The organism is Parahaemophilus parainfluenzae (assembly GCF_001055095.1).
GTDB classification, from domain to species: domain Bacteria; phylum Pseudomonadota; class Gammaproteobacteria; order Enterobacterales; family Pasteurellaceae; genus Haemophilus_D; species Haemophilus_D parainfluenzae_Z.
Window position 1 is genome coordinate 37,252 of record NZ_JVHG01000024.1, and the last position, 13,443, is coordinate 50,694.

Sequence of the window (13,443 nt, forward strand, 5' to 3'; positions counted from 1 at the left end):
TTGCTTATCTTCCAATGCATAATTTGCAGATAAATGAGTTTTATCCCAAACAATGCTTGTTTTGATTTAGCTATTAGCAAGTCCTTTTGCTTTTAAATTTGAACGGCATAATACGCATGCCGCTTTCTGTCGGATGCAATTGATAAAATTGCGGATAATTAAAATTCCGTTGCACCATTTTATACGGATTTTCACAATCTTTCGAACCAAGCGACTGATAAATCTGATTTATTTCACGTACTTTATCATCTTTCGAACCTTCACATTGACGATAAATTTCGAGACGATTTTTTTCATCTAACAAATAGACGTTAAAACTATCATCCACATTATCTTCAAAAAAGAACTGTAAAAAGCCTTCACTGGCAAATAAATCAATTTCAGGTGGGTATCGGCGGGCTTCCGGAATAATTTCTTTTTCTTCCAACTGAGTCGGTAAAACGTCCTCAAAATTGACCGCACTTTCTTTTCCGCCTTCAATAGGTTGCAAACTGATCCCTTTTTCCTCAAAAAAGAATTGCCAGTTTTTCCCTGCTACACGTAAACGAGAATGGGTTGTTGGACGACTATCCCCCAATTGAATACTAATACAACGATTGACTAACGCACTCACTAAGTTTCGCAACGTACGATTGTAGTGTTTACTGTAACAGAAAACCTGTACAGAACGCGGCTGATTTACACCCTGATCAATTTTATTAGAAAGCACTTTTAAGGCAAGCAAAATCGCATTCTGCCCTTCAAAGTGTAAGGTTCGAATTTCATTCCATACGTTACGGTAAGTGAAATCAATGCTTCCGACCAAACTCTGTTCTAACTGACCAAAACTGAATAAATCACTTGGGGAAATATTGGATTTAAGTTCTTCCACTTGTGCAGTTGGGTCATTTACTAAGTTCACAGCGATAAATAGATCACGGATTTCACATTGGGACGAAAGCGCCTCATTTGTAGGCGCTTGGCCATTGGTATGCGGGAAAAATAACCGTAAATCGGCAACAAAATTACGCAAAGTCAGTTGGTCGATATTTTGACTAATTAGATGTAAACACGTTTCAGCGGTCAGCAAGCGATTAAAATAAGCCCATGCAACAACTTTATTTAAACTTTCCCCATATTCAATCACGCGTTCTTTCGAAAACATAATATGATTTGGTGGCTGATTCACCAGATACCACCCATCCTTAAAATTCTTATTACCGTGAACTTCGATAAATGTGAGATGATCTTCCGCTAAATTATGCGAAATCTGTGGATTCAGTAGCGTAATTTTACCTGGTAGCTCTTCAAATGCAGTATAAAGTTTGCGAGACAACACCGTAATATCTTGAGGAATCACGCTAGAATTAATTTTATGTTTACGCGCAAAATCCACTAGATTTCGATAACTCATCATCAAGAAGGTCACTAAATTAGTGTGACTTTCTTTCACCCGTTTGACTTTCCAATTTGGACGGTGATCCAATTCTTCAATGCGCTCTTTTGACCAACCCCATTCTTGAGCCATCATTTCCATATAAGAAATACGCCAGTTTGACGCGTGATATAACGCAAAGTCTTCGGTGGCTTTCACATAAAAACAAGAGCGTACAAAATCAAGGCGCTTAAATTCTGAATGTGCGGTCAAATATTGGCTAATTCTCTCTAGAATCGCGATATAAGGGTCAAAATGATGTGCAGCGGTACTACGACCGGAAAGTAAATCTTCTTTAAATTGACGAGCAATTAAATGGGCATTTGGGTATTCTTGGGCATAGGTTTCCAACAATAAGATTTTCATTACCGATTTATACGGTGAATCAATACCTTTATAAAGTTGCCATAAGCTCGCACCGAAATATTCGCTCGCAGAGAATTGCCCCAATCCACCAAAATCCACCCAATCATTTGGATTAAGCTCACCTTCCGCCACTAGACGTGCAACTTCCGCTTCATATTGTTTTTCATCTTCCACCCACAAGTGGAGCCACAATAATGGTTTACCCGAAAGGCGTACAGCAGAACGATAAAATTCTTCCAACAGCAACATATATTGAGCAGAACCGCTGTTTTCTTTGGTTAATGGATCGGAATAACGTTCATTACGGAAGCGTTTTTGCGTCATCAAATAAAAATGCATTTCTACATGAAATGTGGATGCCCATTGGCTAATTTTCTTCGTTTTTTCTGCCAAACGTTGCTGATCTTGTTCAGATAAATCATCTTGATGGCAGATCCAAATATCCAAATCCGAAGCTGAGGTTTGGCTAATGGAGCCAAAACTGCCCATCACATAGATACCTAAGATCGGTGCGAAAACAGCATCAGAATTGACCGCACTTTGCACGTATTCAATAAGCTCAGGATGTTCTTTTGAGAGAAAATTTTGCTGATAATTAGAAAGGATAAAATCGGCAATGCCTGCAGGGGCATCTTCCACATAACCCGGCAGAGCTGGATGATTAAGATGCAACAACAGCGGCACCAAAGAGACAATGTGTCGGAATGCATCACCAGAGCCCAATAATGCACGATCAAAACGACGTTTATCTAGAGTTTCGATACATTTTCGGGCTTGAGTGAGATCGTATTTCAAGGCTTCCTACCTATGACCATATAACTGATATTACTGTACCACTTAGCTCATCAGAAATCAAAAATTTAAATGATCTGACTTTTTGCCCTAAAAATGGTAGCATAGGGCATATTTCTATTTAAAATCAGCGGTATTTATGGCAGTACTTAAAACCTTAAAAATAGCGACTCGTCAAAGCCCTTTAGCCCTTTGGCAAGCGAATTTTGTAAAAGAACAATTAGAGAAATTTCATCCAACGCTTTCTGTTGAATTAGTTCCGATGGTGACAAAAGGCGATGTCATCCTGGATTCCCCTTTAGCTAAAATTGGTGGAAAAGGCTTATTTGTTAAAGAGTTAGAAAATGCTTTACTCGAAAAACGTGCCGATATTGCCGTCCATTCAATGAAAGACGTACCAATGGAATTTCCAGAAGGTTTAGGTTTAAGTGTGATCTGTAAACGTGAAGATCCGCGCGATGCTTTCGTCTCCAATACATACTGTTCATTAGATGAATTACCACAAGGTGCTATTGTTGGAACATCAAGCTTACGTCGTCAATGCCAATTGAAACAATTACGCCCTGATCTTGATATTCGCTCTTTACGTGGCAATGTGGGCACCCGATTAAGTAAATTAGACAATGGCGAATACGATGCCATTATTTTAGCCTCAGCCGGCTTAATTCGTTTAGGACTAGCAGAACGCATCGCCTCATTTATTGAAGTAGAACAATCTTTACCTGCAGCTGGACAAGGTGCAGTGGGCATTGAATGTCGCGTTGATGACGAAGAAGTGAAAGCGTTACTTGCTCCACTTGCAGATGCGACCACGACGACTTGTGTTTTGGCTGAGCGTGCAATGAATACCCGCTTACAAGGCGGCTGCCAAGTACCAATCGGTGGTTATGCTATTGAGCAAGATGGCAAAGTTTTCTTGCGAGCACTCGTCGGCGAAACCGATGGCTCTGCGATTATTCGCGCAGAAGGTAAAAGTGCGGTTGAAAATGCCGAAGCATTAGGTGTGAGCATTGCAGAACAACTTCTAGCACAAGGCGCAGATAAGATTCTGGCGAAGATTTATTCAGCATAGGAAATCACCATGGCCGTACTAGTCACTCGCCCAGATGAACGAGGAAAAGCCCTAGTTGACCAGCTAAATCAAGCCGGTGTAGTTGCCTTGCATTTGCCTTTGCTTTCTATTGAAGCGGGAGCCGAGTTGGCACAATTACCGACAAAACTTAATCAGCTAAAAAGTGGTGATTATGTGTTTTTGGTTTCAAAAAGTGCGGTCGATTTTGCGGATAAAACCCTGAAAGATATTGGCTTTAGCTGGCGTCAAGATTTACAATACTTTACAGTTGGACATAGAACGGCACAGCATTTTTCCTGTCAAACTGAATGTACTGTTCGTTATCCAATAACGTCGGAAAATACTGAAGGTGTATTAAATTTACCGCAAATGGCAGAATTAACAGATAAAAACTTGTTAATTTTACGTGGCAACGGTGGACGAGAATTACTGCATGAACAAGCCACACTACGCGGTGCAACTGTTGAGACAGTCGAATGTTACCAACGCACGCCGATTAGTTATAATAACGAAGAGCAAACCAGTATTTGTATTCGTTCTGGCGTACAAACCCTTGTGGTAACAAGCCTTGAAATTTTACAGGCGTTAATCGAATTTGTGCCTGAAAATGAACAAAATTGGCTAAAAAATTGCTGTTTAGTCACGGTAAGTCAACGCATTGCGGATGTCGCAGTACAACAAGGTTGGCACAATGTGGTGGTTTCCGCCGGTGCGGACAATCAAAGTTTACTTAATACCTTACTTAATGAAGTAACTCCCCTTTCTCACTAAGGAAAAGATATGGCGAAAGAGAAATTAACCCCTGAAACGACAGATGAAATCCAAGAAACAGATGCAGTGGAAATTCAAACTGAAGATCGCGAGCCTGTTGCGCCACGTACACAAACCGTTGTGAAGAAAAGTGGTACTGGATTAAGTTTATTGGCTATTCTCATTGCACTTGGCGTGGGTGGTGCAGGTTATTATTTTGGCCAACAACAAGTGGATGAATTCCAACAAAAATTGACCGCACTTGAAGCTCAAATCAATAATAAAACGGTGGTTTCAGCACCAGCTCAACCTGCTCAAGAAGTAAAATTTGATACTACACAGCTTGCTCAGTTAGAGTCTGCGAATAAAGCAACGCAAAACAAAATTGCGCAAGTAGAAGAGCTAATCAATGCCAAATCACATGAGTTAGTTGGCTTACAATCACAAATTAATAAAGTGAGCGCTCAAGCTAATGCTCAACAACCTACTGATTGGTTATTCTCAGAAGCGGATTTCTTGCTCAACAATGCATTGCGTAAATTAGTGTTAGATAATGACGTGGATACAGCAGTTTCACTCTTAAAACTCGCTGATGAAACTCTTGCTAAAGTGAATAATTCACAATCAGCAGCTATTCGTAGTGCCATTAATCAAGATCTGAAACAACTTCTCTCCGTAGCTGGCGTGGATCAAAATGCGGTTATGCAAAAATTATCGCAATTAGCCAATACGGTTGATGAATTACCGGTATTAGATGTGAATTTCGGTGATGATCAAAATGCAACAAAATTATCAGATTCCCTTTCAGATTGGGCTGAAAATGCAGAAAAAAGTGCAACCTCATTCTTAAATCACTTTATTCGCATTTCACCAAAACATGGTGCGGATCGCAAAGAATTATTAGCACCAAACCAAGATATCTACTTGCGTGAAAATATCCGTTTACGCTTACAATTAGCGATTATGGCAGTGCCTCGTCAACAAAACGAGCTTTATAAACAATCTTTAGAAGCCGTTGCATCTTGGATTCGTAGCTATTTTGATACCAATGCTGAAGTAACTCAAAGCTTCTTAAAATCAGTGGATGAATTATCTGAATTGTCCATCTATGTGGATGTACCAAGCCAATTACAAAGCTTAAGCATGCTTGATAAATACTTAAACCGTACACCTTTAGATGTGCAGAAAGTAGAAATCGAAGCAGAAAAAGCAGTGGATAATTCACCAAGAAAAGAAGAAGTAAAACCGGCACCTGAAGCGAAAGCAGAAGAGCCAAAAGCGGAAGAAAAACCCGCTGAAGCACCAGCTGCACAACCGGCAACTGAACCCCAACAATAAGGATAGATAATGTTTAGAGTTCTCTTTTTAATGATCGCCTTACTTGCCGGATTGATTGCAGGGCCTTACCTCTCCGGTCAGCAAGGTTATGTCAGAATTGAAACGGCAAACACCGTGTATGAAATGTCACTTACCACATTAGTCATTCTCTTTGTGGTCGCACTTGCAGTGATTTATACATTAGAGTGGATTGTTACCCGTTTCTTCCGTTTAAGTAGCAATACCTATAACTGGTTTTCTCGCCGTAAACGTGTGAAAGCACAACGTCAAACTCTTGAAGGCTTGATGAAAATGAATGAAGGCGATTATGCCAAGGCAGAAAAACTGATTGGTAAAAACGCGAAACATTCTGCAGAGCCAGTATTGAATCTGATTAAAGCCGCAGAAGCTGCTCAACAACGCGGTGATGAATTCAGCGCAAACCGTTATTTAATTGAGGCGACGGAGCTTGCCGGTTCAGATAATCTACTGGTCGAAATTGCCCGTACCCGTATTTTATTACAACAAAATAAATTACCGGCAGCGCGTAGTTCTGTTGATAGCTTGCTTGAAATGTCAGATCGCAACAAAGAAGTATTAAAACTTGCTGCTGAAATTTATAGCCGTTCCAAAGCTTATCAAGCACTTGATGGCATCTTAGATTTAATCGAAGGTTCTGGTTTATTCTCAGCAGAAGAATTTAAAGCACTTCAACAAGAAACTGAAAATGGCTTGTTAGATGAGAAAATGAATGAAGAAGGCGTTGAAGGTCTGCTTGCTTGGTGGGAAGCTCAACCACGCCGCCGTCGCAATGACTTAGAGTTAAAAACCGCTTTAATTCAACGTTTGATTGATTGCAACGACCATGAGTCAGCTTATGAATTCACGCTTGAAATCATGAAAAAATTGGGTGATAACACTCCAATTAGCCCTGAACTTTGCACGCAAATCACTCGTTTACAAGCAGAAGATAACAGCAAACTGCTCAAACTAGTGGAAAAACGTGCGAAACGTGCGGATGAAAGCCAACGTTGTTGTCTCAATCGTGCATTAGGCTACCTTTATGTGCGTAATAATGACTTCGCTAAAGCAGCAGAAGCATTTAAAGAAGTGACTGCTTGCCCAACTCAGCTTCAACCAAATGATGTTATGATGGCGTCTTATGTGTTTGAACAAGCTGGTGACAAAGCAGCAGCAGAAAAAATTCGTCAGGACAGTTTAAAATCAGCCATGTCAATTCAAGACAAACCGGCTGAAATACAAGATGAACCAAAAACAGACGAAGAACCAACCGCACTTATCGCAAAACGTGATTAAAATAAACAAAGACGGGGCTGAATAAAGCCCCGTTTTTTTATTATTTCATCCTCACCTATCTCATTTAAAACACATCTCTTATTACATTTCATTATAAATAATGCATTTCCATTCTTTTCTCACCGATTCAAAATTTTTTACTATATTGTCAAGCAAACGATTAAATTATAAAAAATGAATTGGGATTATATTTTAAGTGTCACCCCACGTTTTATCCACGCCACGCTGATGACGCTTCATCTCGCCTTTTGGGGCATTTTATTGTCGCTGGTGATTGGTGTGATTTGTGCTGTGATTACCACCTACAAAGTCAAATCATTAACTTGGTTAGTGAAAGGTTATATTGAGCTTTCTCGTAATACGCCTTTATTGATTCAAGTATTTTTTCTCTATTTTGGGCTGTCTAAAATTGGCCTGAAATTAGATGGGTTTACTTGCGGCATTATCGGTCTGGCATTTTTAGGTGGAAGCTATATGGCAGAAGCCTTTCGTGGTGGTCTGGAAGCGGTATCAAAAGGACAAATTGAATCAGCCTTAAGTATTGGTCTAACCCCTTTTCAAGCTTTTCGCTATGTGATTTTCCCACAAGCCTTTGCGATTGCTACCCCTGCAATTGGCGCAAATTGCTTGTTCTTAATGAAAGAAACCTCAGTGATCAGTGCCGTTGCTGTTGCGGAACTCATGTTTGTTGCAAAAGAAGTCATCGGGCTCGATTACAAAACTAATGAAGCCTTATTTTTATTAGTGGTGTTTTATTTGATCATTCTATTACCGATGTCTCTGTTCATCAGTTATTTAGAACGCCGTACTCGGAGAGCAAAATATGGGGCTTGAATTATTATTCCAAGGCAGCAACATTGAACGCTTGCTCAACGGTTTATGGGTAACAGCTGAAATTGCATTCGTTTCTGTCTTCTTCGCCTGTATTTTAGGTGTCATTTTTGGCGTAATCATGACAAGCAGAAATCCCATTATCAAAGCCATCTGCCGCTTTTATTTAGAATTTGTACGTATTATTCCATTATTAGCGTTACTTTTTCTCGCTTATTTCGGTTTAGCAAAATGGTTTGATATTCACTTAGATGGCATTTCTGTATGTATTTTGGTGTTTATTTTCTGGGGAACAGCAGAAATGGGCGATTTAGTGCGTGGTGCATTAACTTCCATTGAAAAACATCAAGTGGAATCAGCCTACGCTTTAGGTTTAACGCCGTTTCAAACCTTTGTGTATATTTTACTTCCGCAAAGTTTAAAACGTGTGACACCAAGTGCTATTAACCTCTTTACTCGCATGGTAAAAACCAGCTCTTTGGCGATGTTAATTGGTGTAGTCGAAGTGATTAAAGTCGGTCAACAAATTATCGAACATTCATTATTTAGTAATCAATCGGCAGCGCTTTGGATTTACGGTGTCATTTTCGGTTTATATTTTGTGATTTGTTACCCGCTATCCTTATTTTCCCGTTATTTAGAAACCCGTTGGGAAAGTTAATTTTTATTAGGAAAACACATGGCGTTATTAGAAATTAAAAACCTCGTTAAAAATTACGGTGATGTAGAAGCACTCAAAGGCATCAATCTTTCTATAGAGAAAGGCGAAGTTGTCGTTATTTTAGGTCCATCGGGTTGTGGTAAAAGTACTTTTTTACGCTGCCTAAATGGGCTAGAGGAAATAAAGAGCGGTCATATTTTGCTGCAAAATGCAGGCGAATTAGGCAAAGACATTCCTTGGGTCAAAGCGCGTCAACGCATTGGGATGGTATTCCAAAGTTATGAACTCTTCGCTCATTTATCAGTGATTGACAATATTTTACTCGGCCCTTTAAAAGTACAAAAACGCGATCGTGCTGAAGCTGAAAAACAAGCCGATGAGTTACTTAAACGCGTAGGTTTATATGACCGAAAAAATGCCTATCCACGTGAATTATCCGGTGGACAAAAACAGCGAATTGCCATTGTTCGTTCACTTTGCATGAACCCTGAAATTATTCTGTTCGATGAAGTAACCGCTGCCCTTGACCCTGAAATGGTACGTGAAGTACTTGATGTAATCTTAGGTCTTGCCAAAGATGGCATGACGATGCTTATCGTTACCCATGAAATGAATTTTGCCCGTCAAGTGGCTAATCGCATCGTGTTTATGGATAAAGGGCAAATTATTGAACAAGCAAAACCGGAAGATTTCTTCACGAATCCAACCACGGATCGTGCGAAAACATTCTTAAATATCTTAAATTATGAACCGAGAGGGACAAACTATGAAGAAAACATTTAAAACATTGACCGCACTTTTCGCCACTGCCACCTTAGCATTTGGTTTAACCGCATGTAATGATAAAGAACCGGCTAAAGACGGAGCAAAAACGGTTTCAAGCCTTGAGCAAATACAAAAAGATGGCAAAGTACGCATCGGTGTATTTAGCGATAAACCACCATTTGGTTATGTGGATGCACAAGGCAAAAGCCAAGGCTTTGATGTCGAAATAGGTAAAGCGATCGGTAAAGACTTATTAGGCGACGAAAACAAAGTGGAATTTGTTTTAGTGGATGCCGCAAACCGTGCTGAATACTTACTTTCTAAGAAAGTTGATATTATCTTAGCAAACTTCACTGTGACACCAGCACGTAAAGAAGTGGTCGATTTTGCTAATCCATATATGAAAGTGGCACTCGGTGTCGTTTCAAAAGATGGCTCAGTCATTACTGATCTTGAACAATTAAAAGGCAAAACTTTAATTGTAGATAAAGGCACCACGGCCGATATTTTCTTCACCAAAAACTATCCTGATGTGAAGTTATTAAAATTCGAACAAAATACAGAAACCTTTGAAGCCTTACGTGATGGTCGTGGCGATGCATTATCTAATGACAATACCTTCTTATTCGCTTGGGCAAAACAAAATCCAGGTTATACCGTGGGCGTAAAAAACTTTGGTGATCAAGATGTTATTGCACCAGCTGTTCGCAAAGATGCACCTGAATTGTTAAATTGGTTAAATAACGAAATCCAAACTCTAGGCAAAGATGGGCGTTTAAAACAAGCTTACGAAAAAACCTTATTGCCAGTTTATGGTGATACCGTCAGCGAAAGCGATATCGTGGTTGAATATAAATAATTTAACCCCATTCACTTCCCCTATAATTTCCCCACAGGGGAAGTGAAAACTCCTTTATTTTTGACCGCTCTTTGAGAGATGTGGTGTAAATCTTGCCTTTAATGGCATTCTTTCCTGAATACGTTCCCGATTAATCTGCAATGCCGCTTCTGTAGCCTCATAGTCCAACCATAAACTTGGGTCATCGGGTAATGTTTCATTCCAAATATACTGCACGTTAAAGCCTCGGGCTTTACATTCCGCATGTAATGCATCATACCGTTTCTTTAAAAATTCCAATTTATTAAAGAAAAAACGCACATGCCCTTCCCCTAATTTATATTCTGTAGGCTGTCCTTTTAAGTGATATTTACCTTTCGCTACGGCATTAGGAATACGGGTTAATTCACGATGTTCAGCTAAAAGATGCTGATCACAAAGCTCCTCAGGCGGAACAAGATTAATTCGAGTCATAAACGATACCAAAGAAAAAGAAACATAGTACGGGGCATTAAGGTATTTGTCTATACTTATGCTTGATTTCATTCTAAAACCATAGATAACTCTGATGAATAGCAGACATATCTATAAAACATTAATTTACTTAACATCAATAAATTGCCACAAATCTAAAAAAATCATCTATAAAATTTTTAAATTTGTTATAAAATAACACTAGAAACTATTTCAGAAAAACTCTAATAACTTTAATAAAAATTACATTAGGAGATAATAAATATGGACATCAAAAAATTATCAGATGAATTAGATAAACTATTTAAAGATAAAAAATATAAGGAAGCAATTGAAAAACTATATTTTACCTTGGATACTGTCAAACATGATAAAGATCTGATATATGAAAGAACTAAGGTTCTATCCTTAATTGGCTCTTGCTATCAAAAAATAGCAGAAGATACAGAAGATGAAGTAGAAAAAGAAATATTTATTCAAGAGGCAATTAATAATCATAAAGAACAGTTAGAGTTATCTAAGAAAATTAAAGATAAGGAAAAACGTATTTATGAAAAAATAGAAGTAAACATTTCTCTTGCTAATAATTATAAAGAATCACAAGAGCAAAATTCATACTCTGAGGCTGCAAGATACTACAGCAATACACTAAAATTAATACTAGAATTTGAGAAAAATGACGAAAAATTTTTAGCAACATTCAAACATAAAATATATTACAATCTTGTTTATTTATACATGATGATGGCTATAGCAAACAAGAATCCTAATTCTGCAAAAGCACAATATGAGAACGCTAAAATTAATTTATCAAATTTTAAAACATTAACATCTCAAGCTGAAGATGGAGTAAGAAGACAAAAAGCACTTCTTTCATTTTTAAAAAATTTGTATTTAGAAGCCACGCCTAAGAATGGCTATATATTTGAAAATAGATACAATGAATATTTAAGTATAAAAAAAGAGGAAATTCAAAATGAATTACCCCTAAAAGATATAGATAATTTATTAGCATCATCTATAGTAACTGTTTTAGCCATCTTAAATATCCCTCCGATTGAATCAAAACAGATTCCTCTTGCGCACTACACATCTTCAACTGTATGCAATAAGCTATTTAATATATTATCTAATGAGAATAACGAAATACCTCAGATGCGCATAGGAAGTTCCACATATATGAATGACCCTTCTGAAGGAAAAGGATTACTAGAGTTATTAAATATACCTGAATGGAAATTAGAAAATAAAACTGATTGCTCTACTTCCAATGCTTTTTTCACTTGTTTTTCCAGTAGAGTCAATGATTTAAATCAATTTCGCTTATACGGTAAAGAAGATGGTGTCGAAGCATCTGGATGCTGCTTGGTTTTTAATAAAAAAGGAAACTGGTTAAAAGAACCAAATATCTCTTCATCATTTCCTGGCATTATAGATCCTTTAGATGGAGAACAGATTGATCCCCCTATCAAAAATGAAAATTTACCTCTTTATCAAGTTGCCTATATTGCATATAAAGACGAATACATTTCTGATGAAAATTTTGATATATGGCTTCCAGATAAAAATAACCTTAAATTTGGTATCCGACTAAAATTAGTAGGAACAAATAAAAACTGGCAGAGTTTTCGTATACAAGAATTAGAAAAAGCATTACATAAACTCATTAAGTACTTTGAAAATAAAACAACCATCAAAGATGATGAGAAAACTGCCTTAGAATGTATTCGTTATTTATTTAAAGATTTTGCATTTAGAGATGAGGAAGAATTCCGTTTATTAAAAATTGTACACATAGACTCAGAAGAAATCGAATACTGTGAAATGACAAATTCGATTTATCTACCTTATGCTGATGTAAGAAATATGGTTGATGAAGTGATTTTAGGCACCAATTATGAGAAAACAAACAGCAAACGAAAAATAGAAGTATTTCAGCATCTAATGAAGAAAGAATGCTCTAATGTCAGCGTATCTCTATCATCACTACCAATTTATGCTAATTCTCCAATAGGAAAAAATTAATAAGTAATCTTCTACTAAAAAATGACCGTTTTCTTCGGTCATTTTTTATCAACTCTTCATAAGAGAAAAGATTGGTTGTCTTTCATTTGATTGATACAATGCTTCCGTTTTTCTATTAACTGGACATCTCATGAAAAAATATCTTAAAGCATTTATTCTTTTACCATTGATTATTCAAATTATCGGCACTATTGGTCTAATGTTCGCAAACAATGATGCCGATGGATTTCAATCTTCAGCGGTTACCGTCTTTATCGTGGCTGCGATACCGATTTTTCTCATTACACTTTGGGCAGCATTTCACCGTTATGCGAGTTATCACGTAAAAGCCATCGCATTAATTTCGGTACTAATTGGATTTTGTTATACCGTAGTGGCGGGGATCTTTTATGCAACGCTAGTAAATGACATGGGATTTGGCGAATGGTTACGTGCTGGAGGATTAGAAATTACCTGCTTAATGGCCGCAGGTTTAGCACTTTATTCTGTTATGGTATTACCGCTCTTGTTACCGAAAGAACGCCCGCTATAAGGCGATTTGAGGCGAATATTGAGCAGTTAAATCCACCAAATCTGTTAATGAAATTGACCGCACTTTATTGTTTTCTAGCAAAAGTGCGGTTAAATTTCGGGCTAAAACATCTTGTTCTAGCACAAAGCATTGTCCTTTGCATTGAGTAAACATTTCTCTGTACTTTACCGCTAGCAACACGCCGTCTTGCCATAAAACCACCGCATCATTTTCCGTGATGCCAGTCAAATAACGTTGAAGGTCTGTCTCAGAATAATGAGCTCGAGAAAAGGTATAAAGCATAATATTC

Annotated in this window: 13 protein-coding genes; 10 read left to right on the top strand and 3 right to left on the bottom strand. The window is 37.8% G+C overall.

Features of this window, described 5'->3' with window-relative positions; genetic code table 11:
* Positions 1 to 73: 73 nt before the first annotated feature.
* Entirely contained in the window at positions 74 to 2,575 is a 2,502-nt protein-coding gene (locus ADA56_RS07180; RefSeq protein WP_049369964.1) for a class I adenylate cyclase, read from the bottom strand.
* Between the two features lie 136 nt (positions 2,576 to 2,711).
* Here ADA56_RS07180 and hemC point away from each other — a divergent pair, with 136 nt between their 5' ends.
* The 8 genes from hemC to ADA56_RS07220 all read left to right on the top strand — a co-directional run bounded on the left by hemC (position 2,712) and on the right by ADA56_RS07220 (position 10,144).
* On the top strand, positions 2,712 to 3,644 hold the full coding sequence (hemC, locus tag ADA56_RS07185; protein WP_049369965.1) for a hydroxymethylbilane synthase: 933 nt from the start codon (positions 2,712 to 2,714) through the stop codon (positions 3,642 to 3,644).
* A gap of 9 nt (positions 3,645 to 3,653) precedes the next feature.
* Entirely contained in the window at positions 3,654 to 4,415 is a 762-nt protein-coding gene (locus tag ADA56_RS07190) for a uroporphyrinogen-III synthase (RefSeq protein WP_049369966.1), read from the top strand.
* A gap of 9 nt (positions 4,416 to 4,424) precedes the next feature.
* Entirely contained in the window at positions 4,425 to 5,732 is a 1,308-nt protein-coding gene (locus tag ADA56_RS07195) for a uroporphyrinogen-III C-methyltransferase (protein WP_049369967.1), read from the top strand.
* 9 nt (positions 5,733 to 5,741) lie between these two features.
* The gene (locus tag ADA56_RS07200) at positions 5,742 to 7,028 is read left to right on the top strand and encodes a heme biosynthesis protein HemY (RefSeq protein WP_049369968.1); all 1,287 of its coding nucleotides are present in this window, start codon (positions 5,742 to 5,744) and stop codon (positions 7,026 to 7,028) included.
* Positions 7,029 to 7,202: 174 nt separating this feature from the next.
* Positions 7,203 to 7,862, top strand: a complete 660-nt coding sequence (locus tag ADA56_RS07205) for an amino acid ABC transporter permease (protein ID WP_049369969.1) — start codon at positions 7,203 to 7,205, stop codon at positions 7,860 to 7,862.
* Complete coding sequence (locus ADA56_RS07210) at positions 7,852 to 8,520, top strand: amino acid ABC transporter permease (protein ID WP_005699119.1); 669 nt, start codon at positions 7,852 to 7,854, stop codon at positions 8,518 to 8,520. Before ADA56_RS07205 ends, ADA56_RS07210 begins: the two co-directional genes overlap by 11 nt.
* A gap of 18 nt (positions 8,521 to 8,538) precedes the next feature.
* Positions 8,539 to 9,303 carry an amino acid ABC transporter ATP-binding protein gene (locus ADA56_RS07215; RefSeq protein WP_005694860.1) on the top strand — a complete coding sequence of 255 codons (765 nt, stop codon included), beginning with the start codon at positions 8,539 to 8,541 and terminating at the stop codon, positions 9,301 to 9,303.
* Positions 9,287 to 10,144, top strand: coding sequence for a cysteine ABC transporter substrate-binding protein (locus ADA56_RS07220; protein ID WP_014064400.1), 858 nt, complete (start codon positions 9,287 to 9,289; stop codon positions 10,142 to 10,144). Before ADA56_RS07215 ends, ADA56_RS07220 begins: the two co-directional genes overlap by 17 nt.
* 54 nt (positions 10,145 to 10,198) lie before the next feature.
* On the opposite strand, the gene ADA56_RS07225 is transcribed toward ADA56_RS07220, so the two are convergent.
* Positions 10,199 to 10,597 carry a pyrimidine dimer DNA glycosylase/endonuclease V gene (locus ADA56_RS07225; RefSeq protein ID WP_049369970.1) on the bottom strand — a complete coding sequence of 133 codons (399 nt, stop codon included), beginning with the start codon at positions 10,595 to 10,597 and terminating at the stop codon, positions 10,199 to 10,201.
* A gap of 264 nt (positions 10,598 to 10,861) precedes the next feature.
* On the opposite strand from ADA56_RS07225, the gene ADA56_RS09925 reads away from it, so the two are divergent.
* On the top strand, positions 10,862 to 12,622 hold the full coding sequence (locus ADA56_RS09925; RefSeq protein WP_053086267.1) for a hypothetical protein: 1,761 nt from the start codon (positions 10,862 to 10,864) through the stop codon (positions 12,620 to 12,622).
* A 130-nt stretch (positions 12,623 to 12,752) separates the two neighbouring features.
* Positions 12,753 to 13,154: a hypothetical protein gene (locus ADA56_RS07235; RefSeq protein WP_049369971.1), complete on the top strand. Its 402-nt coding sequence runs from the start codon at positions 12,753 to 12,755 to the stop codon at positions 13,152 to 13,154.
* Here the strand turns inward: ADA56_RS07235 and tusB are convergent.
* Positions 13,149 to 13,436 carry a sulfurtransferase complex subunit TusB gene (gene tusB / locus ADA56_RS07240; RefSeq protein WP_049369972.1) on the bottom strand — a complete coding sequence of 96 codons (288 nt, stop codon included), beginning with the start codon at positions 13,434 to 13,436 and terminating at the stop codon, positions 13,149 to 13,151. The genes ADA56_RS07235 and tusB overlap by 6 nt on opposite strands.
* Positions 13,437 to 13,443: the final 7 nt, after the last annotated feature.

What these genes read in the sequence shown, in the direction of transcription:
- tusB (WP_049369972.1), bottom strand. Translation starts at nt 13,436, where the DNA reads ATGCTTTATACCTTTTCTCGAGCTCATTATTCTGAGACAGACCTTCAA.
- ADA56_RS07190 (WP_049369966.1), top strand. Translation starts at nt 3,654, where the DNA reads ATGGCCGTACTAGTCACTCGCCCAGATGAACGAGGAAAAGCCCTAGTT.
- ADA56_RS07205 (WP_049369969.1), top strand. Translation starts at nt 7,203, where the DNA reads ATGAATTGGGATTATATTTTAAGTGTCACCCCACGTTTTATCCACGCC.
- ADA56_RS09925 (WP_053086267.1), top strand. Translation starts at nt 10,862, where the DNA reads ATGGACATCAAAAAATTATCAGATGAATTAGATAAACTATTTAAAGAT.
- ADA56_RS07195 (WP_049369967.1), top strand. Translation starts at nt 4,425, where the DNA reads ATGGCGAAAGAGAAATTAACCCCTGAAACGACAGATGAAATCCAAGAA.
- ADA56_RS07200 (WP_049369968.1), top strand. Translation starts at nt 5,742, where the DNA reads ATGTTTAGAGTTCTCTTTTTAATGATCGCCTTACTTGCCGGATTGATT.
- ADA56_RS07210 (WP_005699119.1), top strand. Translation starts at nt 7,852, where the DNA reads ATGGGGCTTGAATTATTATTCCAAGGCAGCAACATTGAACGCTTGCTC.
- hemC (WP_049369965.1), top strand. Translation starts at nt 2,712, where the DNA reads ATGGCAGTACTTAAAACCTTAAAAATAGCGACTCGTCAAAGCCCTTTA.
- ADA56_RS07235 (WP_049369971.1), top strand. Translation starts at nt 12,753, where the DNA reads ATGAAAAAATATCTTAAAGCATTTATTCTTTTACCATTGATTATTCAA.
- ADA56_RS07220 (WP_014064400.1), top strand. Translation starts at nt 9,287, where the DNA reads ATGAAGAAAACATTTAAAACATTGACCGCACTTTTCGCCACTGCCACC.
- ADA56_RS07225 (WP_049369970.1), bottom strand. Translation starts at nt 10,597, where the DNA reads ATGACTCGAATTAATCTTGTTCCGCCTGAGGAGCTTTGTGATCAGCAT.
- ADA56_RS07215 (WP_005694860.1), top strand. Translation starts at nt 8,539, where the DNA reads ATGGCGTTATTAGAAATTAAAAACCTCGTTAAAAATTACGGTGATGTA.